General features: G+C 69.6%; 23 protein-coding genes. 7 read left to right on the top strand and 16 right to left on the bottom strand.

Annotated features, from left to right (window positions below):
• Window positions 1-385: 385 nt before the first annotated feature.
• Complete coding sequence (locus tag ACFWM2_RS16090) at window positions 386-1237, top strand: tetratricopeptide repeat protein (RefSeq protein WP_383279090.1); 852 nt, start codon at window positions 386-388, stop codon at window positions 1235-1237.
• 82 nt (window positions 1238-1319) lie between these two features.
• On the opposite strand, the gene ACFWM2_RS16085 is transcribed toward ACFWM2_RS16090, so the two are convergent.
• The 10 genes from ACFWM2_RS16085 to ACFWM2_RS16040 form a co-directional block, all read right to left on the bottom strand.
• Window positions 1320-1934, bottom strand: a complete 615-nt coding sequence (locus ACFWM2_RS16085) for a response regulator (RefSeq protein WP_383279087.1) — start codon at window positions 1932-1934, stop codon at window positions 1320-1322.
• Window positions 1931-3160 (bottom strand): sensor histidine kinase, encoded by a 1230-nt coding sequence (locus tag ACFWM2_RS16080; RefSeq protein WP_383279084.1) that lies wholly within the window; start codon window positions 3158-3160, stop codon window positions 1931-1933. Before ACFWM2_RS16080 ends, ACFWM2_RS16085 begins: the two co-directional genes overlap by 4 nt.
• Before the next feature lie 5 nt (window positions 3161-3165).
• The gene (locus tag ACFWM2_RS16075) at window positions 3166-3906 is read right to left on the bottom strand and encodes an ABC transporter permease (RefSeq protein WP_383279081.1); all 741 of its coding nucleotides are present in this window, start codon (window positions 3904-3906) and stop codon (window positions 3166-3168) included.
• The gene (locus tag ACFWM2_RS16070) at window positions 3903-4868 is read right to left on the bottom strand and encodes an ABC transporter ATP-binding protein (protein ID WP_383279078.1); all 966 of its coding nucleotides are present in this window, start codon (window positions 4866-4868) and stop codon (window positions 3903-3905) included. The genes ACFWM2_RS16075 and ACFWM2_RS16070 overlap by 4 nt, the downstream gene beginning before the upstream one ends.
• A gap of 349 nt (window positions 4869-5217) precedes the next feature.
• Window positions 5218-5838, bottom strand: coding sequence for a DUF2867 domain-containing protein (locus ACFWM2_RS16065; protein WP_383279075.1), 621 nt, complete (start codon window positions 5836-5838; stop codon window positions 5218-5220).
• Window positions 5839-6292: 454 nt separating this feature from the next.
• Window positions 6293-8527 (bottom strand): hypothetical protein, encoded by a 2235-nt coding sequence (locus tag ACFWM2_RS16060; protein WP_383279072.1) that lies wholly within the window; start codon window positions 8525-8527, stop codon window positions 6293-6295.
• 160 nt (window positions 8528-8687) lie between these two features.
• Window positions 8688-9107, bottom strand: a complete 420-nt coding sequence (locus ACFWM2_RS16055; protein WP_383279069.1) for a DUF6113 family protein — start codon at window positions 9105-9107, stop codon at window positions 8688-8690.
• Window positions 9104-10042, bottom strand: a complete 939-nt coding sequence (gene mshB, locus ACFWM2_RS16050) for an N-acetyl-1-D-myo-inositol-2-amino-2-deoxy-alpha-D-glucopyranoside deacetylase (RefSeq protein WP_383279066.1) — start codon at window positions 10040-10042, stop codon at window positions 9104-9106. Before mshB ends, ACFWM2_RS16055 begins: the two co-directional genes overlap by 4 nt.
• Before the next feature lie 251 nt (window positions 10043-10293).
• A complete protein-coding gene (locus ACFWM2_RS16045) occupies window positions 10294-10905 on the bottom strand; it encodes a Uma2 family endonuclease (protein ID WP_383279063.1) in 612 nt (203 codons plus the stop codon).
• 52 nt (window positions 10906-10957) lie between these two features.
• Window positions 10958-11875, bottom strand: a complete 918-nt coding sequence (locus tag ACFWM2_RS16040) for a helix-turn-helix domain-containing protein (protein WP_383279060.1) — start codon at window positions 11873-11875, stop codon at window positions 10958-10960.
• A 432-nt stretch (window positions 11876-12307) separates the two neighbouring features.
• Here ACFWM2_RS16040 and ACFWM2_RS16035 point away from each other — a divergent pair, with 432 nt between their 5' ends.
• Together ACFWM2_RS16035 and ACFWM2_RS16030 are read left to right on the top strand one after the other, a co-directional pair.
• Window positions 12308-13042 (top strand): DUF5753 domain-containing protein, encoded by a 735-nt coding sequence (locus ACFWM2_RS16035; protein ID WP_383279779.1) that lies wholly within the window; start codon window positions 12308-12310, stop codon window positions 13040-13042.
• Complete coding sequence (locus ACFWM2_RS16030; RefSeq protein ID WP_383279057.1) at window positions 13039-13248, top strand: DUF397 domain-containing protein; 210 nt, start codon at window positions 13039-13041, stop codon at window positions 13246-13248. Before ACFWM2_RS16035 ends, ACFWM2_RS16030 begins: the two co-directional genes overlap by 4 nt.
• A gap of 97 nt (window positions 13249-13345) precedes the next feature.
• Here ACFWM2_RS16030 and ACFWM2_RS16025 read toward each other — a convergent pair whose 3' ends face one another.
• Window positions 13346-13540 (bottom strand): hypothetical protein, encoded by a 195-nt coding sequence (locus ACFWM2_RS16025; RefSeq protein ID WP_383279055.1) that lies wholly within the window; start codon window positions 13538-13540, stop codon window positions 13346-13348.
• A 176-nt stretch (window positions 13541-13716) separates the two neighbouring features.
• On the opposite strand from ACFWM2_RS16025, the gene ACFWM2_RS16020 reads away from it, so the two are divergent.
• Entirely contained in the window at window positions 13717-15852 is a 2136-nt protein-coding gene (locus ACFWM2_RS16020) for a prolyl oligopeptidase family serine peptidase (RefSeq protein ID WP_383279052.1), read from the top strand.
• A gap of 149 nt (window positions 15853-16001) precedes the next feature.
• On the opposite strand, the gene ACFWM2_RS16015 is transcribed toward ACFWM2_RS16020, so the two are convergent.
• Genes ACFWM2_RS16015 through ACFWM2_RS15995 form a run of 5 tightly spaced genes read right to left on the bottom strand, consistent with a single transcriptional unit; the run spans window position 16002 to window position 21782 of the window.
• Window positions 16002-17228 carry an ABC transporter ATP-binding protein gene (locus ACFWM2_RS16015; RefSeq protein ID WP_383279049.1) on the bottom strand — a complete coding sequence of 409 codons (1227 nt, stop codon included), beginning with the start codon at window positions 17226-17228 and terminating at the stop codon, window positions 16002-16004.
• Window positions 17221-18195 (bottom strand): ABC transporter ATP-binding protein, encoded by a 975-nt coding sequence (locus ACFWM2_RS16010; RefSeq protein WP_383279046.1) that lies wholly within the window; start codon window positions 18193-18195, stop codon window positions 17221-17223. The genes ACFWM2_RS16015 and ACFWM2_RS16010 overlap by 8 nt, the downstream gene beginning before the upstream one ends.
• A 5-nt stretch (window positions 18196-18200) precedes the next feature.
• Window positions 18201-19181: an ABC transporter permease gene (locus ACFWM2_RS16005; RefSeq protein ID WP_383279043.1), complete on the bottom strand. Its 981-nt coding sequence runs from the start codon at window positions 19179-19181 to the stop codon at window positions 18201-18203.
• Window positions 19174-20097: an ABC transporter permease gene (locus ACFWM2_RS16000; protein WP_383279040.1), complete on the bottom strand. Its 924-nt coding sequence runs from the start codon at window positions 20095-20097 to the stop codon at window positions 19174-19176. Before ACFWM2_RS16000 ends, ACFWM2_RS16005 begins: the two co-directional genes overlap by 8 nt.
• 53 nt (window positions 20098-20150) lie before the next feature.
• Window positions 20151-21782, bottom strand: a complete 1632-nt coding sequence (locus ACFWM2_RS15995; RefSeq protein ID WP_383279038.1) for an ABC transporter substrate-binding protein — start codon at window positions 21780-21782, stop codon at window positions 20151-20153.
• 500 nt (window positions 21783-22282) lie between these two features.
• On the opposite strand from ACFWM2_RS15995, the gene ACFWM2_RS15990 reads away from it, so the two are divergent.
• The 3 genes from ACFWM2_RS15990 (at window position 22283) to ACFWM2_RS15980 (ending at window position 26311) form a co-directional block, all read left to right on the top strand.
• Window positions 22283-23311, top strand: a complete 1029-nt coding sequence (locus ACFWM2_RS15990) for an ABC transporter permease (protein WP_383279035.1) — start codon at window positions 22283-22285, stop codon at window positions 23309-23311.
• Window positions 23312-23394: 83 nt separating this feature from the next.
• Entirely contained in the window at window positions 23395-25179 is a 1785-nt protein-coding gene (locus ACFWM2_RS15985; RefSeq protein WP_383279032.1) for an ABC transporter substrate-binding protein, read from the top strand.
• Window positions 25180-25330: 151 nt separating this feature from the next.
• On the top strand, window positions 25331-26311 hold the full coding sequence (locus ACFWM2_RS15980) for an ABC transporter permease (RefSeq protein WP_383279029.1): 981 nt from the start codon (window positions 25331-25333) through the stop codon (window positions 26309-26311).
• Window positions 26312-26317: the final 6 nt, after the last annotated feature.

Below are 26317 nucleotides of genomic sequence, written 5' to 3'. Positions count from 1 at the left end.
ACGGGCGCCGTCACTCGCGTACGGCAGAGGAAGCGGGGCCGGAGGCGGGGGCCGGGGCGGAAGTGTCCCCGCCCGGGCGTCCGCCGTCTCGTCCAGCCGAGGAAGCGGAAAGGGGAGCCAAGCGGAAAGCGTCCCTGTACGGGCCGCAGTCGTCGCGCCCAGCCGAGGAAACGGAGGCGGGGGCCGAAGCGCCCCAGCCCGGGCGTCGGTCGTCGCGTCCAGCCGAAGAAGCGGAGGCGGGGGGCGAGGTGGAGGCGTCCCCGCTCGGGCGTCGGCCGTCGCGTACGACGGAGCGAGCGGGCGGAGGAGCGGCGGCCGGGGCGGATGTGCCTCGGCCGGGCCGCGGCAACCGCTCTCCGTCGGCGTGAAGGGGCGCGAGGCTGCCATGCGTCTCCCTCATCCTCCGGAACCGGAGCGGGCCGCCGAGGTGCGGCGGCGGTTCACCGACGAGGCGCGGTCGGAGCGGCCCGATCTCGCGACGCTGTGTCTGCTGGTGGGGGCCGCCGGGGACGGAGCGCTGGACGACGCGGGGATCGACGCGGCGCAGATCGAGCTGGACCGGCTGGCCGGGCAGTTGCCCTTCCGGCCCGGCGGACCGCGCTCCTGGGCCACCGCGCTCGCCGAACTCCTCGGCGGGCGGTTCGAGTTCCACGGCTCGCCGGGCGCCTATCAGCGGCTGGAGTCCTCCCTGCTGCACGAGGTGCTGCGGCGACGCCGCGGTCTGCCGATCCTGCTGTCCGTGGTGTGGATGGAGGTCGCACGGCGGGCCGGGGCACCGGTGTACGGCGTCGCGCTGCCGGGACACTTCGTGGTCGGCTTCGGCCCTCCCGAGCAGCAGGTGCTGGCCGATCCGTTCGACGGGGGCCGGGTGCTGACCGGTTCGGACGCCGAGTTGCTGGTGGCCGGGGCGACCGGGGCGCCGCTCGATCCGTCGATGCTCACGCCGGCCGACCCGCTCGACGTCGTCCTGCGCATTCTCAACAACATCCGCGCCTGGGCCGCCAGCCGGCCCGAGCGGTCCGACGTCGCCCTGTGGGCCGTCGAGCTGTCGCTGCTGCTGCCCTCGCACCCCGCCCGGCTGCGCTACGAGCGGGCCCAACTCCTCGTCCAACGGGGCGACTTCGTGGCCGGCGCGACGGAACTCGACGCTTACGCGGAGGTGGTGGCCGCCGTGGACGAATCGGCCGCCGACCGCGTACGAGGACAGGCCCGGGCGGCCCGGGCAATGCTCAACTGACCGCGGACTGCGCGATGCCCACGCTCATGCGGAGCCCGGTCCTGATCCTGCCCCTCCCCCTGCCGTGACCGTAGCTCGGCGGCTACAGCCAGCCCTTCTCCCGTGCCGTGCGGACCGCCTCCGCGCGGTTGCGCACCGCGAGCTTCTGGATGGCGGTGGAGAGGTAGTTGCGGACCGTGCCCTGGGACAGGTGCAGGGCCTTGGCGAGTTCGGCGTTCGTGGAGCCGTCCGCCGCCGCGCGCAGCACCTCGCGCTCGCGGTCGGTCAGCGGGTTGGCGCCCCCGGCGAGCGCCGCGGCCGCCAGCGTGGGGTCGATGACGCGCTCCCCGGCCAGCACCTTGCGTACCGCTGCCGCGAGTTGGGACGCCGGGGCGTCCTTCACCAGGAAGGCGTCGGCGCCGGACTCCATGGCACTGCGCAGATACCCGGGCCGGCCGAAGGTGGTGAGGATGACCAGCTTGAGGGCCGGCAGCTCCTTGTGCAGCTGGGCCGCCGCCTCGATACCGGTGGCGCCCGGCATCTCGATGTCGAGGAGAGCCACGTCCACGTCGTGCGCCCGGGCCGCCGCCAACACCTCGTCCCCGCGGGCCACCTGGGCGACGACCTCGATGTCCGGTTCGAGGCCGAGCAGGGCGGCCAGTGCCTCGCGGACCATCGACTGGTCCTCGGCGAGCAGGACCTTGATCGTACGGCTCATGCCCCGGATCCTACGGTGTCGCCGGTCGCCCCTCCAGGGCGGCCGGTGGCCCCCTTCGCCCCGCCCAGCGGCACTCGGGCGACCAGCCGGAAACCGCGCCGCGTCCGCCCCGCGTCGAGCGCCCCGCCCACCTTCTCCAGCCGCTCCGTCAGTCCGGAGAGGCCGTTGCCCGGGCCGTTGCCCGAACCTCCCGATCCGTCGTCCTCGACGGACAGTTCGAGGTGGGGACCGTCCAGCGTCTGGCGGCGGATCAGCTCGACCGAGCAGCGGCGGGCCCCGCTGTGCCGTACGACGTTGGTGATCGCCTCGCGCAGGGCCCAGGCCAGCGCGGACTCGCTCTCCTCGGCGACTCCGTCGAGGTCCGGCTCGGTGGGCAGGTCCGCGATGACGTCGGCGGCCGTCAACGCGACCTGTGCGCCCGCCAGTTCACCCGACAGCCGGGGCCGCCGGTAGCCGGTGACCGCCTCGCGCACGTCGACGAGGGCCTGGCGGCTGACGTTCTCGATGTCGGTGACCTGCTGGGCCGCCTTGTCGGGGTGGTCGGGCAGCATCCGGCCCGCCAGCTCGCTCTTCAGCGTGATCAGCGAGAGCGAGTGACCCAGCAGGTCGTGCAGGTCCCGGGCCAGCCGCAGCCGCTCCTCGTTCGCGGCGAGCTGGGCGACGGTGGCCCGCGCCTTGCGCAACTCCACCGTCGTCCGCACCAGTTGCCGTACGCCGGTCATCGCGAAGCCGATGAGGAGGACGAGGAGGACGAGGTTGAGCGCCTCCCGCTCGCCCCCGTGCAGACCGACGAGCAGCATCACGGCGGTGGTCAGCGGGATCGTCCAGTACGCGACGCGCAGCGGGAACGCCGTCCCGCACGCGACGGAGAGGTACACGAACAGGCCGAGCCAGGCCGAGCCGAGGGTAAGGCACAGCAACACGGCGAGGACGCACAGGACGATGACGAGGACGGCGACGACCGGACCCGTGAACCCCTTGCCCATGTTCCGGAAGACCAGCGTCAGATAGATCGCGACGAAGGCCGCCAGGCCGAGCGCCCCGCCCGTCGTGGCGCCCGCGGTGTGGTGGCCGGCGGCCAGGTCGTGGATCGGCGAGCTGAGGAACACCAGCCAGATGACGATCCACAGCACCTTGCGCAGGGCCTCGCGCACGTTGCGAGGTGGTTCCCCTATGGGCATCACCCGCTCAGCCCTGGACTCGTCGGACAGCGTGTCTTCCGTCATGGCACTCACGCCTTCAGCGTGTCCTTCCGGTACAGCCAGGCCGCGCCGCCCGCGAAGAGGACGAAGGAGACGGCGAGGATGGCGAGGTCCTTCATGTGCGGGGCGTCGCCGAGTTCGACGGCCTGCCCGAGGGCAGCGTACGCGTGCGTGGGCAGCCACTTGGCGATGGCCTGCAGCCAGTCCGGGAAGGTCGTCGTCGGCATCCACAGACCGCCGAGCATCGACAGGCCGAAGTAGACGATCATCGTGATCGGCCGGACCGCGTCACCGCTCGCCAGATAGCCGATGGCCACGCCGAGCGCGGCGAAGACGAGGCTGCCGACCCAGATGACGCCGGTCAGCGCGAGCCACTGCCAGGCATCCAGCCGGACGTCCTTGACGGCCGCCGCGACCACGAAGACGATCACGATCGACGGCAGGCTGATCACGGCCGCGCTCGCCGTCTTCGCCAGGACATAGCCGCGGCCCGGGAGCGTGGTCAGCCGCAACTGCCGTACCCAGCCGCTCTCCCGCTCCTTGGCGATGCGCTCGCTGTTGCCCATCAGGACGGCCGTCAGGGCGCCGAAGGAGGCCATGGACACCATGAAGAAGGTCGGCAGGGTGAGCCCGGTGCCGTCCACCTCCGTCGTGCTGTCGGCGCTGCCCGCGATCAGCAGGAACAGGGCCGAGGGGTAGATCACCGAGAAGAAGAGGAACTTGCGGTTGCGCAGGGCGCGGGTGATCTCCAGTTTGATGAGGCTGTTCACTTGGACCTCGCCTCCTCGGCGGTCGGACCGGCCTGTGCGGCGGTGGTGTTGGCCTCTTCGGCCTCGGTGATGGCGACGAAGGCCTGCTCCAGGCCGAGCCCGGCCACTTCCAGATTGCGGGGGTAGACCCCGAGCCCGTACAGCGCGTGGACGGTCGCGTCCGCGTCGGTGGACTGCATGCGGACCGTGTGGCCGGAGACGTCGAGCGTGGTCAGGAAGGGCAGCGCGCGCAGCGGGACCTCGTCGATCGGGGCCTCCAGGTCGAAGGCGATCCGGCGGGCGCCGGCCTTCGCCTTGATCTCGGCGGCGGTGCCGTCGGCCAGCAGCCGGCCCCGGTGCAGGACGAGCACGCGGTCCGCGATCGCGTCGGCCTCCTCCAGGTAGTGCGTGGCGAACAGGACCGTGCGGCCCTGGTCGGCCTGCTCGCGCATGGTGGCCCAGAAGGCCTGGCGGGCGGAGACGTCCATGCCGGTGGTCGGCTCGTCCAGCACGATCAGGTCGTTGGCCCCGGCGGTGGCCAGGGCGAAGCGGACGCGCTGCTCCTGGCCGCCCGAGAGCTTGTTGACCTTGCGGTCGGCTATCTGGGAGACGCCCGCCCGGGCGAGCACGTCGGTGACGCGGAAGGGCTTGGGGTGCAGATCGCAGGCGAGCTTCACCAGTTCGCCGACCGTCACCTCGTCCATCAGCCCGCCGCTCTGCAGCATGGCACCGACGCGGCCGGCGACGATGGCCTCGCGCGGGCTGGTGCCGAACACCCGGACCGAGCCGCTGTCGGCGTGCTTGAGCCCGAGGAGCAGGTCGAGCGTCGTCGACTTTCCCGCGCCGTTCGGACCCAGCAGGGCCACTGTCTCGCCCGGGTGCAGGTCGAGCGTCAGGCCGTCGACGGCCCGCACTCCCCCGTAGCTCTTGCTCACCTGATCGAACCCGACCACCGAGGTGGTGGTCGCCGCAGTCGTTGTCATGTGATCCATCGTGGCCCGGGAAGGGGTGGCCCCGGCAGTGCGAGGTGTCCTCAGTCCCGGATGACAGATGTCATGTCGAGGACCGGCCCCGAGGGACGCGAGGGCGCCCGACACCCCGGCCGCCGGCGAACCCAAAAGCGCGCCCCCGGCCGCCGGCCCGCCCAAAGGCGCGTCCTCCCGTCCGCGGCCCACCCAAGGGCGCGCCCCGCCTCGACCGCCCGCCCGCCCACGCAAAGGGGGTCTCAGTAGTTCTCGAAGCCCTACCTCACCCCGGCATGGTCCCGGTCGGGGTGCCGGCGGCCGGGACCCTCCGTTGCGCGGCCACGAGTGGTGCCGACGCTCGCAGCGACTACGGTCGAGGACCGACGTTCGCGGTGGGCGGAAGCTCACGGTCCCGCCAGGCACGCTCCCACTGCCGGGTGATCGCGGGGTAGACGATCAGGTAGCGGAACGGTGCGATGAGAGCCATGTACACCCGTCCGAACCGGCCGTTGGGCTTGACCAGGATCGCCATCCGCAGTCCGTATTCGCCGTCGCCGCCACCGGTCGGCACCCACCCCAGGTGCATGACGGCGTGGCAGGTCTTGTTCGCCAGTTCGCGGACGGACTCGTTGTGGAGCAGGTACACGGGGGTGAACGGGGCGTCGCTGGTGTCGGAGACGTCGACGGTCTCACGGAGATCGCCTGGCAGGCGGTCATGCAGTGGTTGAACCCGCTTTCCGAGGCTCGTCCTGGGCTTGTCCCAACCGAGGAGGGCACCGAGCTGCGAGCGCACCGCGAACAGGAACCGGACCGCGCGGGGCGGATTGGCGAATCCGCCGGCTGTCTGCATCGCGGCGAGTAGGACGGGAAAGTCGTCCGGTCCGGCGCCGGGGGTGCGGAAGGACCACACGTCCTCGGTCCGAAAGTCGCCGGTGAACTCGTGGATCCGCCACGGCTGGTCGGAATGGGCCGTGCGGGGAATTTTCATGGCCGCTGCCAACCTCTCCTGGGCCGGACGTCGTCCGCCGCTCCCGTTACACGCGTGCGTATACGACGAAGCTAGCCCACTGTGCGGATACGTATATCGGGGTACGGGTGAGATGGGACACCCCGTGGGCGCTGCCCGCACACCGCGCGACGAAGTGGGTGGAGAAGGCCTGCGGGCGTCGGCCGACGGCGGCCGGGATGCCGTCAGAATCGAGGTCTGAAGCGCCTCGCGTATCCCGCCCTCGCGCGGCGTGATGCCCGCGGCCTCTTGTACCGCCCGCTCACAGTCCCGCCAGGAGCTGCTGGCTCTGCTCGTCGTTCAGGTCGTTCGGATCACCCTGCCGCACGGCTCAGCGTTGCTTTTCGGCGGGAACCACTGAGACACCCAAAAGCGCCCGGCCACAGAACTCATGGCCGGGCGCCTTGCGCGAGGGGCGTCCGGTCGCCCCTGCTGACTAGCTCGGGTTGGTGTCGATCACGACGACCCGGTCCGCCGGGTTCTTGGAGAACAGCGCCGGACGCAGCGCGCCGATCACGTCCTCCACCGTGACCGCCGTCTTCTTGCCGGTGCCCCGGGCGATGAGGACGCCGTCGAAGGTGTTGCCGTAGAGCTGCGTCAGAGCGGCCTTGTCGTAGACGTCGACGAGCTTGCCGTTCTGGGCCTTCACCCCGAGGAACTTCCACAGGGAGTTCTGCGGGCTGAACGACACCGCGTGGGTGGCGTCCGTCTTGACCGTGACGATCCCGGACATGGCCGGCTCCGCGAACTTCTTCATCATCCGGTCGACCTCGGCCTTCGAGACCGTCGGCTCCTTGGTGGTCGTCGGCACCTTCACGGGCGCGGACGAGTTGGTCTCCACCTGGGTGCGGTACGCGTCCTCGACGGCCTGGGTGGAGGCCGCGACGTCGATGCCCTTGCCCGTCTTGCCGTACACGGGGACGGCCTTGCCGGACTGGAACTTGATCGTGCCTTCGCTCGCCGAGCCGGAACCGCCCGCGGCGCGCTCCAGCGCGGCCTGGAGCTTCTCCTCGTCGGGGGGCATCACGGGTTCGACGACGCGCTGCTGCCCGAACAGGGAACCGATCACCGACATCGGGTTGTAGTCGCTCTTGGCGGCGGCGCTGGCGGTGGCCTTGCTGTCGAACAGGAGGCCCGCCTGGTCCGGCTTGAGCGCCACCGTCTCGCCGTCGACCGACAACGTCAGCGCCTTGTTCGTACGGTCGCCGAAGGCGTCGTCGAGCTTCTTGACGGCCTCGTCCCGGGTGCCGCCGCCGATGTCGACGCCGAGCACCGTGGTGCCCTTGGGCACGTCCGAGTGGTTCATGAGCAGCCCGGCGCCGTACGCGCCACCGCCGACCACCACGACGGCGACCGTCAGGAGCACCAGCTTGCTGCGCCCCTTCTTCTTGGCGGGCCTGGCGGAGGCGGCCGGCTTCGGGGCCGGCTCCGGCAGCTTCGGCGGTGTGTGCGGCAGCGGCCCGTCGGTGTGCGCACCCGGCCCGAAGGGCGAGCCCGGCGCGCCCGGTACGACGGGGATGCCGCTGGTGACGGTGTGCCCGGAGACGTTGTCGCCGGGGCCGCCGTACCCCTGGGCCCCCGGCTCGGGGTAGCCCGGCTCGGGCGCGTGCCGCTGCGGGGTGAGGATCGCGGTGTCGTCGCTGAGGCCGCCGCCGGGGACGCCGGGGCCCGCGCCGGGACGGCCGGGGCCCATGCCCGGGGCGCCCGGAGTCAGACCGGGACCGCCGGGACCGACGCCCGGGCCACGGGGGCCCGCGCCGGGCGGCAGAAGGTGCCCGTCACCGGTGACCGGACCGCCGGTCGGGCCGGAGGGACCGCGCTGACCGCCCCCGCCGCCCTGGCCGTTGTCGGAGAAGTACGGCAGATCGTCGCGTCGCGCGTCGCCGCCGTCGGCCGCGGCGGACGGGAACGACCCGGTGCCGCCGCCACCCGGCAGCGCGCCGGAGACGTCGAAGGAGCCGGTGCCGCCGCCGTGGCCGGGTGCCACGGGACCGGCGCCGGCGGCGCCCCCGAGACCCGCGCCGTTGGTACCGCCGGGACGCATGCCGCCCTGACCGCCGAGCGGCCCGGCACCGTTCGCGCCACCGGATCCGCCCGGTCCACCGGGCCGCGCGCCACCCGGCGCACCCTGTCCCGCGGACATACCGGCGGACATGCCGGCCGACGCGGCGGGCCCGGCAGGGCCACCGGCGCCGGCGGCCGAACCGCCGGGCAGACCCGCCCCGTTGGTCGACCCGCCGCCCGGACCGCCCTTGGGCGCACCGGACTTGCGCGGGGCGAACCAGTCGCTCGCCTTCTCGCCCGGCCCGGCGGGCTCGTCGGAGCCCTCCCCGGAGGGCAGGGACGGCACGGACGCGACCGCGGGCAGGCGCATGGATCCCGTCGTCTCGGGGTCGGAGCCCGCGCCGTTGGTGTCGGCGGGCGGGTCGACGTCCCCCATCGGTGTGCGCACGACGACCGGCGGGATGGGCCGCGATCCGGGGATGTTGATCCGGATCCGCGTCGTCAGCGTGGTCTCGGTCTTGCGTTCCTCCGGCTGCGCGGCCGCGCGGGCCGCGTCGGCGCCGTCTTCGGAAGCCGCGGGCGTGCCGTACGGCGGCGTCCCCGACGGGTACGCGGCTCCACCGCGCCCGTTGGGCCCGGAGGACGAACTGTCAGTTTCACGACTCAAGGCAGGTTCTCCCGGTTGGCTCCGCCGCCCGTTTACTCGACCTCATCTCGGGCAGCTCGGCGGCGCGCACCACCATACTGGCCGTCTCCCGGCCGCAAACCGCGACCGCGAAGGAAACCCCCACGGGACCCCCACCTGTCCGGTACGGCGAATAGGTACGTCATTTGCCAAGTCGGACCGTGGAACCGCCCGGTTGCCGCCCCTGCCCAAGGGTGGCGCACATCACAGCCACAGCCATGCCTCCGAGCAGGAAGAGGTAGGAGCCGAGCCCCGCGCCGAAGAGGAAGTCGCCCTCGGGACGGCTCGCGGTGAGCAGGACCACAGTGACCATCCAGCCGACGGCGGGGGCGACGGCCCCGGCCCTGGTGTCCATCGCGCGTGCGCCGCCGAGGAAGAGCCCGGCCGCGCCGGCCAGCGCGAGCAGCAACCCGCCCGGGAACCAGCCGGATTGCACGAGCGCGCCGGCGGCGCCGACCACCGCGCCCAGTACGAAGAGCACCAGACCGGCGGCGATCCGGCCGCCCGACGGCCGTTGCAACGGCTGCGCGAGCGCGCTTCCCTGTCGGCCCGTCCCGCTCATCGGGAGCCCGCCTCTCGCTGACCGGTCGTCGTCGCGTCCGCGATGCCGGGCAGATCCCCGATTCCCGCGAACAGGTCCGTCTCACGCGTCCCGGCGCCCCCAGCGCGCTCCCCGTGCACCAACTCGTAGTACTCGGTGGTGAAGAGGGGCTGCGCGAGCTCGTTCGAGAGGACGAACCAGGGCTCGGCCACCTCGATCTGGGTGGCGTGCGCCCGCATCGCCGCGGCCTTGGCGGCAGCGAACGCGGTCCCGTCGATCTCGGTGGTGACGGCCGCGTCGTCGACCACGCCGGGGACGTCGTCGACGTCCGCCGTCTTGGAGAAGGGCAGGTCGGGCAGGGCCGCGCGGAGCCGCGCGAACGCCTCTTCGGCGACCGGGCGCGGTACGCGGTTCCAGTAGACCTTGGCGATCCGCCAGGGCTCGCCGAGGTCCGGCCGGAAGCCGGTCTCGGCGGCCAGTTCGGCGGCGCGCGTCGCGACGCGGTGGGTCTGGATGTGGTCCGGGTGTCCGTAGCCGCCGTCGGGGTCGTAGGTGACGAGGACCTGGGGACGTACCTCGCGGATCACCTCGACGAGGTGCCCGGCGGCCTCGTCGACGTCCGCGCGCCAGAAGCAGCGCGGGTTGTCGTTCTCGGGGCCGCCCATCATCCCGGAGTCCTGGTAGCGGGTGTCGCCGCCGAGCCGGCGGAAGTCCTGGACGCCGAGTGCGCGCATCGCCGTACCGAGCTCCGCCAGGCGGTGCTCGCCGAGGGCGCCGTCCGTCAGATGCGCGAGCCCGGGCGGGATGACCTCGCCCCGCTCACCGAGGGTGCAGGTCACCAGCGTCACCTGGGCGCCCGCTGCCGCGTACGCGGCCATGGTCGCGCCGTTGTTGATCGACTCGTCGTCCGGGTGCGCGTGCACCAGGAGCAGACGCCGGTCGGGCAGTTCCGTCATGGAGTCCACCCTACGAGGCGCCCGCCCGCCCCCGACCTCCTCCCCGACCGCTTGTCAGTCCTCGTCGTCGAGCACATGAGCGATGGCGAGCGCGATTCGCTCGATCCAGTCGCTGGCGTCGTTCACCGAGGCCTCGTCGATCGGGCGGCGCTGCTTGAGATCGCCATCGGTCGGATCGGCGCCTGTTCCGGCCCTCCGGTTTCCGGATCAGGACTCTCCGGACGCAGGAGAAACCGTCGAGCCCAGTGAGCTCAAGGCCTGGGCTCCTTGCTGTCCCCGTAGCGCGGCAGATTGTCCGTCGGAATCGTCCAGTCGGCGATGGTGACGTCCTCGCCGTAGACGAAGTCCTTGCGGGTCGCGTAGCGGGGGCCCTCGGGGGTGGCGTGGATGTCGGTGAAGACGGCGCCGGTGCCAGTGCGGGGGTCGAAGACGGCATAGACGGGGATCCCGATCAGGGGATAGTCGCGCATCTTGCTGACCCAGTCGTTCTCCGGGTTGGAGCGGGAGACCACTTCGACGGCGGCGACAAGAGTGCGTGGATCGATGGAGGCTTCTGTGTCCAGGTCAGTCCAGGCGATCACCATCACGTCGGGGTGGCGCATGATCCCCTCAGGCTCGTCCTCCACGTCGGGGGTGCCGTTGTGGGCCAGCAGCTCGTCCGGCATGACCCTCTCCAGCCGGCGGCTGATGTGTGCTGCCGTGACCTCGTGCGGCCCTCCCGGCGACATCATGTCGTGGACGATCCCTTCCTTGGTGATCTCGAATTTTCCGCGGAGGGTGTCGTCCATGGACTGAACGACGTCCCGCATGGCCCGGTACTGGTGGGAGGCGCCCTGCTGCGCGTTGTCCGGGGCGATGGTCATGGCGCTCGCTCCTCGTGGTCTGTGCCCAGGGGCAAGGATCGTCCCGTTCATGCTAGGCGGCCTCCACGAGATCGCACTGGCAGTCGCGGCACCGGCCGGGTTCGGGTGCGCGGAAGGCGCGGTCGCAGCCGTCACAGGTCTGGAGCGGGTGCCGGACGGCCGGTGGAGCGGCGGGGGCTCGGAACGGGGGTGGCGGCGGCAGCTGGGCAGCGAGGCGGTGGGCCAGGAGGGCGGCGGGCCGTCGTAGTCCCTCGGGTGGCAGGTCAATGGTGAGCGCCTGTCGTACGGCGGCGGGGCTGACGTCTCGCTCCAGCCAGGCGGCGACGCCGGGGGCGAGGTGAGTCGTGTCGCAGGCGGAGAGAAGCAGAACGGGATCGTGGCGACGGAGGTCCGCGAGGAGGTCGACGGCGGCCTGGAGGAGGGCGGGGGCAGGGTACGCGGGGCGCGGTACGGCGGGGAGGGGCTTGCGGGGTGCTCGCTGCTTCGGCCGCGTCGGCTGCGTTGGCTGCTTCGGGGTTACGGGGCCGTGGTCGTCGGCTGCCTGGCGTTGGTGGCCGGGCTGGTTGCAGGAGATCGTGCGGGTGACGATGCGGCCGCCCGGGATGCGTCGCCGTTCGCGGCGCAGATAGCCGTGGGCTTCCAGTTCGCGCAGAGCCGCGGCGATACGGGTCGCGCCCTCGGGGAAGCGGGCCGCGAGGGTCTTGATGTCGACGCGGGCGCCCGCGGGAAGCGACTGGATGTAGACGCCCAGCCCGATCGCGAGACCCGACAGCTCCGGGTGCTGGGCGAGGTGGTTGCCGATCACCGTGAAGCGGGTGGCGTGGCGGGCGTTGTCGTGGGTGAGGCCGCCTTGGCCGGAGTCTCGGGAACCTCCGGAGACTCCCGGGCGGGAGTACCGCCGGTTCGGGTGTTTGTCGGCGGCATGACGGGACTGGGCGCGCGGGGGCGCGCTAGGGTTCTGCGTATCCATCGGGAAGGTGCTTCTTCCTTGGTGGTCAGGCCCTCGCACTGGGATTGCAGTCCCGGCGAGGGCCGTCGTATGTCTGCGGTTGTGTTGCGCTGAGCGTAGGGCAGGCAACCGGCCAGGAATCCAGCCGAGTTGGTGATGTTCACTCGCGCGAGTGAGGCCATGCCGACGCGTGCGGGAGGGTGGGGTGGGGCTTGGTGGGGTCCTTTCACCCTCGTGGTTCTTTGGGAAGAGCGCCCCTGGCACCGGAGCACGGGCGGCCGGGGTCCGGTGGGCCGTACGAGACCCAGTCGGTCGCGTGGCAGCCCGCCCCTACCGTGAACCACGACAACTCCGTTGCGTACGGCGATTGTCCGGACGTTGTCCGGTCGTGTCCGGGCTGTCGGGACCAGCCCCGTGGGGCGGCAGCTGAAGCTGCGGCGGGAGGCGGTGGGGATGCGGGCCGCCGAGTTCGGGATGGCCGTCGGGTATGGCGAGGACATGGTCTACAAGATCGAGGGCGGGAAGCGGACCCCTCAGCCCGAGTATCTGGACAAGGCCGACGAAGTGTTGGGGGCGGGTGGGTTGCTCTCGGCGATGAAGGAGGACGTGGCGAAGGTCCGGTACCCGAAGAAGGTGCGGGAGTTGGCCAAGCTGGAGTCGCAGGCGGTCGAGATCGGGGTGTACGAGAGCCACAGTGTCAACGGCCTGCTGCAGACGGCAGACCACGCGAGGGCACTCTTCAGGGCAGGGCAGCCCCCGTACTCACCGGACGAGGTGGAACGCATGGTCGCCGCGCGCACGGCAAGGCAGTCGGTCTTCGAGCGGTCCCCGGCTCCGGCGCTCAGCTTCGTACAGGAAGAGGCCTCACTGCGACGCCCCATCGGAGGCACAATGCTGTGGCGGCAGCAGCTTGAACGCCTTCTGGAGGTGGGGCTGCTGCATAACGTAGTGCTTCAGGTGATGCCGTTGAACTGCGAGGTCCACTCCGGCTTGGACGGAAGGATCGAGGTGCTGAAGTTTCCGGACGGCACCGCGGTGGGGCGCTCCGACGGCGCGTTCAACGGTCGTCCGACCTCAGATCCGAAACAACTCCGCATCCTTGAACTGCGGTATGGCACCATCCGGGCGCAGGCTCTCTCCCCACGGGAGTCAACGGGCCTCATCGAGCGACTGCTGGGAGAAACATGATCCGCAAGACCGCTGCCGGGGACGCCTTCGAACTGGCCTGGTTCAAGAGCAGCTACAGCAGCGGCAACGACGGCAACTCATGCATCGAGATCGCCACCACCCCCGCCACCATCCACGTCCGCGACTCCAAGGACGTCGACGGCCCTCGTCTGGCCTTCTCCCCGACCGCCTGGGCCGACTTCGTGCCCTACGCGTCCGAAGACTGACCGGACCGTCCACTCGGCCCCGGCCCGGTCCGGACCAACAGGTCAGCCGGAGTCGGGCTCCGGGCAGTCGTCTCCCGGAGCCGACGTTCGGCGCAGATCAGAACTTGATGCTGCCGATCATCCCCGCGATGTTCGTCGTCAGCTCGTTGATCGTGGGAGCGACCGTCGAGGAAGCGAGATAGAAGCCGAGCAGGACACACACGATCGCGTGTACGGCCTTCAGTCCTGACTTCTTCACCAGGATGAAGACGATGATCGCCAGCAGCACCACCGCCGAAATCGAGAGTGCCACGGCGGCTCACCTCCAAAGATCCCAGGGACACGGGGGGTCGGACATGGGGGTCGGTAAATCCATACAGCAGCCAGCAGGTTCATACCCACGCAGCGCTAGTGATCATAACTATCCGTACGCGCGCATCGATCGGCGCACGGCCGCACAAGGGGGCGCATGGCCAATATGGTCGGGGCATGACGACCGAGGCCCTCTCCTTCCCGCGCCTGCAGGCGCGCACCCAGCGGTTCACACTCGGCGCGCCGCGCGCGTTCACCGTGTCCCCCGATGGTTCCCGTGTGGTGTTTCTGCGGTCGCGCTCCGGTACGGACCGGGCGAATCTGCTGTGGGTTCTCGATGTCGCCGACGGCGAGGAACGCGTCGCCGCCGATCCACAGGCGTTGCTCGGGGGCAGCAGGGAGCGGCTGTCGGCGCAGGAGCGGGCGCGCCGGGAGCGCAGCAGGGAGGGCGGTGCCGGGATCGTCTCCTACGCCACCGACGCGGCGGGCGAGTTGGCCTCTTTCGCCTTGTCAGGGCGGCTTTTCACGGCGGAGCTGCGGGCCGGCACGGCACGCGAACTCCGCGTCCCCGGACCGGTGATCGACCCTCGCCCCTCCCCCGACGGGCGGTGGATCGCGTATGTCGCCCAGGGCGCTCTGCGCGTGGTCGGCGCCGAGGGCGGCGACGACCGGGTGGTCGCGGAGCCGGAGGCCGGGGCCGATCCGGCGACCGTTTCCTTCGGCCTTGCCGAGTTCATCGCGGCCGAGGAGATGGGGCGTTCACGCGGCTTCTGGTGGTCGCCGGAGGGGGACCGGCTGCTGGTCGCCCGGGTCGACGACGCACCGGTGCAGCGCTGGTGGATCTCCGACCCGGCACAGCCGGAGCACGCTCCGCAGCAGGTCGCCTATCCGGCGGCGGGCACCGACAACGCGAACGTACGGCTCTTCGTGATCGGTCTCGACGGGGTGCGCACGGAGGTCGTGTGGGACCGGGCCCGCTATCCGTATCTGGCGCATGTGCACTGGTCAGCGGCGGGGGCGCCGCTGGTGCTCGTGCAGGCCAGGGACCAGCGCAGCCAGCTGTTCCTGGCCGTCGACCCGGACACCGGGTCGACCCGGATGGTGCATGCCGACGAAGATCCACAATGGCTTGATCTTTTCCCCGGCGTGCCGTGCTGGAGCCCCGGCGGACAGCTCGTGCGGATCGCCGACGAAGGCGGTGCGCGCGTGCTCGCCTTCGGTGAACGTCCGCTCACAGGACCGCAGTTGCATGTCCGCGCAGTGCTGGACGTCTCGGCCGACGACGTACTGATCTCGGCGTCGGCCGGCAAGAAGGCGGCCTCCCCGGAGATCGGCGAGGTCCATGTGTACCGGGTCAACGAGCTCGGGGTGGAGCGCCTCTCGCAGGAGCCCGGCGTGCACTCGGCGGTGCGCGCCGGACGGGTGACGGTGCTCGTCTCCGCGGTGCCCGACCGTCCGGGCGCCCAGGTGCAGGTGCTGCGCGAGGGAAAGCGCGCGGCGACCGTGACGTCGTACGCGGAACGTCCCGGTCTGTCCCCGCGCGTGACCCTCACCGAGGGGGGCGCACGGAAAATCCCATGCGCCGTGCTGATGCCTACCGGCTACTCCGGTGACACCCCTCTCCCTGTCCTCATGGACCCCTACGGCGGTCCGCACGGCCAGCGCGTGCTCGCCGCGCACAACCCGTATCTGACCTCGCAGTGGTTCGCCGACCAGGGCTTCGCGGTGATCGTCGCCGACGGCCGCGGCATGCCCGGGCGCTCCCCCGCCTGGGAGAAGTCCATCAAGAACGACATGGCCGCGGTCGTGCTCCAGGACCAGGTCGACGCCCTTCAGGGGCTCGCCGACAGCTTCCCGCTCGACCTCGGCCGGGTCGCCATCCGCGGCTGGTCCTTCGGCGGTTACCTCGCCGGACTCGCGGTGCTGCGCCGCCCCGACGTGTTCCACGCGGGCATCGTGGGGGCGCCGGTCACCGACCAGCGGCTCTACGACACCCACTACACGGAACGCTATCTGGGTGATCCGAACACCCAGCCGGAGGTGTACACCGCGAACTCGCTGATCGACGACAACGGCCTGGTGGCCGCGGCGGAGCCCGCGCGCCCGATGATGATCGTGCACGGTCTCGCCGACGACAACGTGGTGGTGGCCCACAGCCTGCGGCTGTCCTCCGCGCTGCTGGCGGCGGGGCGCCCGCACGAGGTACTGCCCCTCTCGGGCGTCACGCACATGACCCCGCAGGAACAGGTCGCCGAGAATCTGCTGCTGCTCCAGGTGGACTTCCTGAGGCGCTCGCTCGGCGTCACCGGCTGAGCATGCGACAGGCCGGGGCGACATGGCGCGCCCCGGCCCGTCTACGGCACCCGCACGGCCGTACGGTGTTCACCTTGGCGCGTCCGTATATCGGTACCGCTTCCGCCAAGTTGCCTGTGTGTAAACCAAGTTCGTGGGCATTTGCGCGGTTATGCCGACGGCTCGGGCGGCTCCTCGGGCGGCTCTTCGGGCCGCTCTTCGGACGGCGTCAGGGGCTTGTCCGCCGGCGGCTTCACCCGCTTCTCCAGGGGCACCACCGGGTCCCGCTCCGGGACCACCGCGGTGCCCGGCTCCGGCGGCAGCACCCGGTTGTCCTCCGGCGGGACCACACGCTTCTCCTCCGCGAAGTGGCAGGCGGAGTCGTGCGCGGCGGGCCCCACGGTGAGCCGGAACTCGGCCGGCACCGCGAGCAGCGGCACCTCCAGGGCGCAGCGCTCCTGCGCCTTCCAGCAGCGGGTGCGGAAGCGGCACCCGGAGGGGATGTTCGCCGGCGAGGGCACGTCACCGGTGAGGATGATCCGCTCCCGGTGCTCGCGGGCCTCCGGATCGGGCACGGGCACGGCGGAGAGCAGCGCCTGGGTGTAGGGATGCGTCGGATGGTCGTAGATCTCGGCGTCCCTGCCCGTCTCCACGATCCGCCCGAGGTACATCACCCCGACCCGGTCGGAGATGTGCCGCACGATCGACAGGTCGTGCGCGATGAACACGTACGACAGGTTGAAGTCGTCCTGGAGCCTGTCGAGCAGGTTGATGACCTGGGCCTGCACGGAGACGTCGAGCGCGGAGACCGGCTCGTCGGCGACGATGATCTCGGGCCGCAGGGCCAACCCCCGGGCGATGCCGATGCGTTGGCGCTGGCCGCCGGAGAACTGGTGCGGATAGCGGTTGATGTACTCGGGGTTGAGCCCGACCACGTCCAGCAGGTCCTGCACCCGCTTCCGGCGGTCGCCCTTCGGCGCGACCTCGGGATGGATCTCGTACGGCTCCCCGATGATGTCGCCAACGGTCATCCGGGGGTTGAGCGAGGTGTACGGGTCCTGGAAGACCATCTGGATGTTGCGCCGTACGGCCTTGAGGGCCCGGCCGGACAGGGTGGTGATGTCCTCGCCCTTGTACCGGATCGTCCCGGCCGTCGGCTTCTCCAGGTTGACCAGCATCTTGGCCACCGTCGACTTGCCGCACCCGGACTCGCCGACGATGCCGAGGGTCTCGCCGTGGCCGAGCCGGAAGTCGACGCCGTCGACCGCCTTGACCGCGCCGACCTGCTTCCTGAAGAGGATGCCCTGGGTGAGGGGGTAGTGCTTGACCAGGCCGCTGACCTCCAGCAGGGGCTCGGCCGCCGGCTCCGCCGCGCTCTGTGCCGTCGTCTCAGCCATGCAGACACTCCCTCCAGAAGTGGCAGGCGCTCCCGCGGTCCTCGGACACCTCGTAGAGCGGCGGCACATCGGTCCGGCACACGTCCTGGGCCATCGGGCAGCGCGGGTTGAAGGCGCAGCCCGGCGGGATGTGCATCAGGTTCGGCGGCAGGCCCTTGATCGCGTAGAGCTCCTGGCCCTTCTGGTCCAGGCGCGGGATCGATTCGAGCAGGCCCTTGGTGTACGGGTGCGCGGGCGCCTTGTAGATGTCGTGGACCGGCGCCGACTCGACGATCCGGCCCGCGTACATCACGGCGATCCTGTCCGCGACGTCCGCGACCACGCCGAGGTCGTGGGTGATGAGGATGAGCCCCATGTTGAGCTCGCGCTGCAACTCGGCCAGCAGATCCATGACCTGGGCCTGGACGGTGACGTCGAGCGCGGTGGTCGGCTCGTCGGCGATGATCAGCGCCGGTTCGAGGGCCAGCGCCATGGCGATCATGATGCGCTGGCGCATACCGCCGGAGAACTGGTGGGGATAGTCGCGCACCCGCTGGGCGGCGCCCGGGATCCGCACCCGCTCCATCAGCTCGACGGCCTTCGCCCGGGCGTCCCTCCGGGACATCCCGCGGTGCACGGTGAACATCTCGCCCAGCTGCTCGCCGACGCTGAGCACCGGGTTCAGGGAGGACAGCGCGTCCTGAAAGATCATCGCCATCTCGGCGCCGCGGACCTTGCGCCGTTCCTCCTCCTTGAACTTCAGCAGGTCCTTGCCCCGGAAGAGGATCTCGCCGCCGGTGATCTTCCCGGGCGGCATGTCGAGGATGCCCATGACCGCCTGTGCCGTCACCGACTTGCCGGATCCCGACTCGCCGAGGACGGCGAGCGTCTCGCCCTCGTCCACGCTGTAGTTGACCCCGTTGACGGCCTTGGCGACGCCGTCCCGGGTCCGGAACTCCACGTGCAGGTCGCGCACTTCGAGCAGCACGTCGGTCACCTCAGCTTCGGATCGAGGGCGTCGCGCACCGCGTCGCCGAGCATGATGAACGCGAGCACCGTGATCGCGAGGGCGCCGGCGGGCCACAGCAGCATGTGCGGGGCCTGGCGGATGTAGGCGGAGGCCGCGGAGATGTCGATGCCCCAGCTCACCGTCGGCGGCTTCAGCCCGACTCCGAGGTACGAGAGCGTCGCCTCCAGCGCGATGTACGTACCGAGCGCGATGGTCGCGACGACGATCACCGGGGCGACCGCGTTGGGCGTGATGTGGCGCAGCAGCAGCCGTGAGTTGGAGGCGCCGAGGGCGCGGGCCGCCTGGACGTAGTCGTTCTGCTTGGTGGTGATGACCGAGCCGCGGGCGATCCGGGAGATCTGCGGCCAGCCGAGCAGCACCATGAACCCGATGACCGGCCAGACCGTGTTGCTGGTCACCACGGAGAGGAGGACCAGACCGCCGAGCACCACGGGGATCGCGAAGAAGATGTCCGTGATCCGGGACAGGATCGCGTCCCACACCCCGCCGAAGAAGCCGGCGAGGCCGCCGAGGACCGAGCCGAGGATCGCGACGCCGAGCGTGGCGCAGACGCCGACGGTGATGGAGACCCGGGTCCCGTAGACGGTCCGCGTGTAGACGTCGCAGCCCTGGCCGTCGAAGCCGAAGGGGTGGCCCGGCTGGGAGCCCTCCTGGGCCTTGGAGAGGTCGCAGTTGAGGGGGTTCCGGGAGGCGATCAGCGAGGGCCAGAGCGAGATGACGACCAGGAAGAGGATGACGAGCCCGGAGATGATGAAGACGGGGTTGCGCCGCAGGTCCCGCCAGGCGTCGGACCAGAGCGAGCGCGGCTTCTCCTGCGGTCCGGTGCCCTCGGGGCCGCCCGGGGTCTTCTCCAGGGTGGACGCCTCGCTCGTGGCGAGGTCCATCGCGCCGCCCATGCCGGTCGAGGCGATGGCGCCCTCTGGCTCGTACGGCTGCTCAGGCATAGCGGATCCTCGGGTCGAGTACGGCGTAGAGGAGGTCGACGAGCAGGTTGGCGACCAGGAAGACGAGGACCAGGACGGTCACGAAGCCGACGACGGTCTGGGTGTTCTGCCGCAGGATGCCCTGGTAGAGCTGGAAGCCGACGCCGTGGATGTTGAAGATCCGCTCGGTGACGATCGCGCCGCCCATGAGCGCGCCGATGTCGGTGCCGATGAAGGTGACCACCGGGATCAGCGAGTTGCGCAGCAGATGCCGGACGATCACCCGGCGCCGGGGCAGTCCCTTGGCGACGGCCGTACGGACGTAGTCGGACCGCTTGTTCTCCGCGATGGAGGTCCGGGTCAGCCGGGTCACGTAGGCGAGGGACACCGAGGCCAGGACCAGCCCGGGAACGATCAGCTCGCCGAACTCGGCGTCCGAGGACACCGACGGTTTGATCCAGGCCCATTCGACGCCGAGCAGCAGTTGCAGGACCAGACCGGTGACGAAGGTCGGCACCGAGATGACGACGAGGGTCAGCAGCAGCACGCCGGTGTCGACGGGGCGTCCGCGGCGCAGGCCGGTGACGACGCCCAGCAGGATCCCGATGACGACCTCGAAGACGATCGCGACGACGGTGAGCCGGATGGTGACGGGGAAGGCGGTCGACATCAGCTCGGTGACCTTCTGCCCGTTGAAGGCGGTGCCGAAGTCGCCGGTGAAGACATTGCCCATGTAGGTCAGGTATTGCTGCCACACCGGCTTGTCGAGGCCGAACTCCTTCTTGAGCTGGGCGGCCGTCGAGGGGTCGCACTGTCTGTCGCCGCACAGGCCCGCGATGGGATCTCCCATCACGTTCACCATCAGGAAGATCAACAGTGTGGCGCCGATGAAGACCGGGATCATCTGCAGCAGACGCCGGATTACGTACCGTCCCATGAGGGCTCCGGAGGTAGTGGGGGCGGCCCCGGCCGCGGGCCGCCCGGCGCGGCTCAGCTGACCTTGATCTCGCTGTAGACGGGGACGCTGAACTGGTTGAGCGCCACGTTGGAGACCTTGTCCGAGTAGCCGGCGCTGCCGTTCTGGTACCAGAGCGGGATGGCGGCCATGTTGTCCCGTACGACGCCCTCGGCCTGCTGGAAGAGCTTGATCGCCTTGGCGCTGTCGGTCTCGGCGTTCGCCTCGTTGACGAGCTTGTCGAAGTCCTTGTTGGACCACTGGCCGTCGTTGGAGGAGGCGTTGGTGTAGTAGAGCGGCTGCAGGAAGTTCTGGATCAGCGGGTAGTCCATCTGCCAGCCGGCCCGGAACGGACCGGGCATCTTGTGCCGGCCGATCTGGTTGCGGAAGTCCGCGAAGGTGCCGACCGGGTTGCCGACGCAGGCCTTGTCGTTGCCGAGGGCGTTGTTGATGCTGTTGCACACGGCGTCCACCCACTCCTTGTGGGAGCCGGTGTCGGCGTTGTACGAGATCTTGACCTGCCCGCCCGGCAGGCCGCCGCCGTCCTGGACCAGCTTCTTGGCCTCACCGGCGTTGTAGTCGCAGGCGTCCCCGCACAGCCCTGACTTGTAGCCGCCCTCCGCCCCGAGGACCGGCGAGGTCCAGTCGGTGGCCGGGGTGCGGGTGTTCTGGAAGATCGTCTGGGTGATCTGCTTGCGGTTGATCGCCATGGACAGGCCCTTGCGGACCTTCTCCATCCCGCTCTTGTTCCAGTTCTTGTCATAGAACGGGAAAGCCAGCGTCTGGATGATGCCGGCGGGTGTATTGATGTAGCGATCCCCGAGGTCGCTCTTCACGTTCTTGAGCTGGGAGGCGGGCACGTCATCGACGAGGTCGAGGTTGCCGGCCATGAGGTCGGTGTAGGCGGTGTTGTTGTCGGTGTAGACCTTCAGGTCCACCCCGCCGTTCACCGCCTTGTCCGTGCCCGGGTAGGCGTCCCACTTCCGCAGGGACATCTGGGAGCCCTTGGTGTACGAGTCCACGGTGTACGGGCCGTTGCCGACGGGCTTCTTCAGCCAGGCCGCGTGGTTGTCGAAGAACGCCTTCGGCAGCGGCGAGTAGGCCGCGTAGCCGAGGGTGTCGGGGAAGGTCGAGAACTTCTGGTTGAGCTTGACGGTGAAGCTCTTGGCGTCCTTGACCGCGAGCCCCGACAGCTTTTCCGCGCTCTGGCTGCCGGAGTCGGGGTGGACCTTGTCGTATCCGTCGATGTACCCGAAGAAGTAGGCGTTCTTCTGGTTGTTCTTGAGGCTGGCTCCGTAGTTCCAGGCGTCCACGTACGACTGCGCGGTGACGGCCTCGCCGTTGCTGAACTTCCAGCCGTCCTTGATCGTGACCGTGAAGTTCTGCGAGTCCGAGGAGTCGATCTTGTCCGCCATCATGTCCTCGGCCTTGCCGGTCTTCGCGTTGTAGCGCTTCAGACCGCGGAAGAGCATGTCGAGGACCTTGCCGCCCTGCACCTCGTTGGTGTTGGCCGGCTCCAGCGGGTTCTGCGGGTCGCCCCAGGAGGAACTGAGGATCCCGGAGCCGTCGCCGCCGCCGCTGTCACTTCCCCCGCCCCCGCAGGCGGTCGCCGCGAGGGCTACCGCCGCCGCGCATGCGGCCCATTTGGCGTGCGTGGCTCCACGCATGGAGTGCCTCCTCAGAGTGCGCCGTGCCTCCAGCGCCGGAGCGCTGTGCCTTCCCGCCAATATCAGGCCCTAAGGGGTGTATCGCACATTCACCCCACCCGTTCGGGGGGGCGCACCATCCGGATGCACGCACCCCGGGCGCGCGGGACGACCGGACTCCACGGGTCGCCTCCGGAGCGTCTCCGCGTACTACGCAATGGATCTTCACGGTTCGATGCGGAACCGTTGGATTCCACCCGCCCGATGTACGCATTCCGAGACACTAACGTCCGGATATCGAACTCATTGCCCCATAAGCCCGGTTGGGCCGTTTCCGGACACGGATCGGCCACAGTGCGCTACACGCGTAGTTACGCCGAAGTCAAGTCCAGGTCAAGAAGGTAAAGAGAAACCCAAGGGGGCCGAGAATTTATTGACCTTGAATGAATTGCGTTGAAAAAGTCCGGCGTAGCCCGTAGGGAGCGCCCTGCGGAGCCCTTGACCCTCGGGCCTGGAGCACCATGACCCCCCCAACTCCTTCCCCGGCCGCCCCGCTTGAGGTGACCGACGAAGCCACCGCGATACCGGCGAAGTCTCCCGCCCCCAAGGGCAGTGAGAGCCGCTCGCCGGGACGGCTCGCATGGAGCCGGTTCAAACGCGACCGATCGGGTGTCATCTCCGCCTATGTGGTGATCTTTTTCTTTGTCGTGGCGATCGGTGCGCCGCTGATCTCCAAGCTGTACGGGAAGGACCCGTACACGACGTACGGCATGAACCAGCCCGGCCTGCTCAACGAGTTCAGCTTCCCGATCAAGCCCAACGGCGGCATCAGCAGCGACTTCTGGCTCGGCGTCGAACCGATACTCGGTCGCGACGTCATGACCTTCCTGCTCTACGGCATGCGCAACTCGCTGCTGATCGCCGGTGTGGCCACCCTGCTGACCACCCTGCTCGGTGTCGTCGTGGGCATCACCGCCGGCTATCTCGGCGGGAAGACCGACTACCTCGTGGGCCGGATCATCGACATCCTGCTGGCCTTCCCCCAGACGCTGTTCTTCATCGCCTTCTGGCCGGTGGTTCTGGCGATCTTCGTCTCCCCGGAGGAGAACACGCCGGACTGGCTGACGGTCACCAGCCTCATCCTCGTGATGACCGCGTTCGGCTGGGCCTCCATCGCCCGCCTGCTGCGCGGTGAGGTACTCGCCCTGCGCGAGCGCGAGTTCGTGGAGGCCGCCAAGGTCACCGGCGCCTCCCCCGCGCGGATCATCTTCAAGGAACTGCTTCCCAACCTGTGGACGCCGATCCTCATCCAGTCGACGCTCCTGCTGCCGGCCTACGTCACGGCCGAAGCCGGCCTCGCATTCCTCGGCGTCGGCCTCACCGACCCCACTCCGGACTGGGGCGTGATGCTCCAGTTCGGCGCCAAGTACTACCAGGACGACATCACCTTCATGCTCGTCCCGGGCATCTCCATGGTGATCTTCGTCGTCGCCTTCAACCTGCTCGGTGACTCGGTCCGCGACGCACTGGACCCGAAGACCAAGCGCTGAACCACTCCACTCCGGCCGGGGCGACGGGGCTCCGGCCGGGGCGCACAGCACGTCTCCCATCCACAAGAACGGGCCAGGCCACCATGTCTCTTTCCCGCAGAAACTTCGTCATAGCCACGTCTGTCGCGGCAGCGGGCACGACGGTCCTCTCCGCGTGCAGCAGCGGCAACGGCGGGGGCGGCGGCAGCTCTCCCAGCGGCGGCGCCACCGAGTACACCGGCGCCAAGGTCACCGTCGGCACCAAGGCCGACTCGACCGGCCCCGCCCCGGAGATCAGCGGTGCGAAGAAGGGCGGCACGATCTACGGTCTGGCCCCGGACGACTTCTCGCACCTGGACCCGCAGCGCATCTACTACGCGTACAACTCCACGGTCGCGCTGCTCCTCCACCGCTGCCTCACCGGCTACAAGATCGACTCGTCGGGCAAGCAGAAGCTCGTCGGTGACCTGGCCACCGACACCGGCAAGGCCTCCAACGGCAACAAGACCTGGACCTTCACACTGAAGGACGGTCTGAAGTGGGAGGACGGCAGCGAGCTGACCGTCGAGGACGTCCGCCACGCCTTCGAGCGCTCCTTCGCCAAGTTCATCACCGAGGGTGCCAACTACGCGCAGATGGCGCTGACCGGCGCGGGCGGCAAGTGGCGTGACGAGTACGACGGCCCCTACGGCGGCAAGCACCTCGACGCGATCGTCATCGACAAGGCGAAGAAGACGATCACCTTCAACCTGAAGGAGGCGAAGCCGGACTTCAACTTCACGCTGGCGATGCACTCCTACGCCGCGGTGCCGGTGAAGCTGGACACCAAGGAGAAGTACGACAAGAACCCGGTCGCGTGTGGCCCGTACAAGATCAAGAACCACACCACCGACAAGTCGATGACCCTGACGCGGAACAAGAACTGGGACGCGGCGACGGACTCGATCCGCAACGCCTACCCGGACGGCTTCGAGTTCACCTTCGGCGTCGAGACGCTGGACGGCACCGACCGGTTCATCGCCGACCAGGGCAACGACCAGTTCGCGGTCTCGATCTACAAGGGCGTGCCCGCCGAGCGCATCCAGAAGGTCCTCACCGACCCGGAGCTGAAGAAGCGCACCTTCAACGGTCTGCTCACCGGCACCTACTACTACGCGATCAACACCAAGCGCGTCACCGACCTCAAGGTCCGCCAGGCGATCATCCACGCCTGGCCGCTGGAGCAGATCCGCAAGATCTACGGCGGTCCGTCCTCCGGTGACTTCGCGTCGACGATCCTCAGCCCCGACATCATCGGCCGCGAGAAGTTCGACGTCTACGGCAAGCTGAAGAAGCCCGCGGGTGACCCGGCGGCCGCCAAGAAGCTGCTGAAGGAAGCCGGCAAGGAAGGCCAGAAGATCGTCTACGCCTTCCCGCAGGACCCGACGTACAACAAGACCAAGGTCGTCATCGAGAACGCGCTCAAGGCGGCCGGCTTCACCCCGGTCATCAAGCCCGTCGACTCGACGTCGTACTACGACCAGATCCAGCAGATCGACAACAACTACGACGTGATGTGGTTCGGCTGGTCCCCGGACTGGCCGACGGCGTACACGATGATCCAGCCGCTGTTCGACGGCGACGCCATCGGCAACGGCATGAACAACGTCTCGCAGACCGACGTCAGCTGGATCAACGAGGGCATCAAGAAGAACGCCGTCATCGCCGACCAGCAGACGGCCGGCAAGGCCTGGGCGGCCCTCGACAAGCGGATCATGACCGAGGTCGCGCCGATCATCCCCGAGATGTACCAGCGCCGTTACTACGTCCACGGTTCGAAGGTCGGCGGCGCCCAGTTCGACCCGAACTTCTCCGCCACCCTGCTCTACAAGACGTTCGTGAAGGCCTGACGACCGGCCTAGGGTCTGTCCGGCGGATCCTGCGGTGCCGTCCCTGCGGCGACCCACCGCACGATCCGCCGGACAGGCCCTAAGGGCGGGGCGGCTCTGAGCCGCCCCGCCTCCTCATCCCCAACGGCATCCGTCAGGAAAACCCACTGCCATGTTCCGCTTCCTTGTCCGCCGAACCCTCGGCGCCGCGGTGATCCTGCTGATCATCAGCGCCTTGGTGTTCGTCCTGTTCTACGCCGCCCCGCGCGACCCCGCCCGCATCGCGTGCGGCAAGGTCTGCACCCCGGAGACCCTGGCCCTGGTGCGGAAGAACCTGGGGATCGCCGACCCGCTTCCGGTGCAGTACTTCGAGTGGCTCAAGGGCCTGTTCGTCGGACGCGAATACACGTCCTTCGGCAACTGCCCGGCGCCGTGCCTCGGGTACTCGTTCCAGAGCCGTGAGCCGGTCCTCGGCACCATCATGGACCGCTTCCCGACCACGCTCTCGTTGTCGCTCGGCAGCTCGGTGGTCTACCTGACGTTCGGCATCGGCGCGGGCATGCTGGCCGCCGTCAAGCAGGGCAAGGCCGTGGACAAGATCGCCAGCTCGGCCTCGCTGATCGCGTCCTCGATGCAGATCTACGTCGTGGGCGTCCTCGCCACCTACCTCCTGGTCGACCAGTGGCATCTGCTGGACCGCGCCCACTACACGCCCTTCACGGAGAACCCGGCCCTGTGGGCCCAGGGTCTGCTCGTCCCGTGGATCGTGCTCTCCCTGATCTGGACCGCCAACTACACCCGTATGACGCGCTCCCAGATGGTCGAGGCGCTCAGCGAGGACTATGTGCGCACCGCCAAGGCCAAGGGCCTGTCGCGCCGCACGGTCTTCTTCCGGTTCGCCTGGCGCGGTGCCATGGGACCGATCGTCACCATCTTCGGCCTCGACCTCGGTGTGCTGCTCGGCGGCGCCATCATCACCGAGTCGACCTTCAGCCTGCAGGGCCTCGGCATGCTCTCGGTCAAGGCGGTCAGCACCAACGACCTGCCGATGCTGCTCGGTGTGGTGCTGGTCGCGGCGGGCGCGATCGTCGTCTTCAACATCGTCGTCGACGCCCTGTACGCCCTCATCGACCCCCGCGTGCGCCTCGCTTAAGGAGAG

This window comes from Streptomyces sp. NPDC058371, assembly GCF_042723265.1.
Taxonomy (GTDB): Bacteria; Actinomycetota; Actinomycetes; order Streptomycetales; family Streptomycetaceae; genus Streptomyces.
This window is presented reverse-complemented; position numbering and strand designations above follow the sequence as displayed.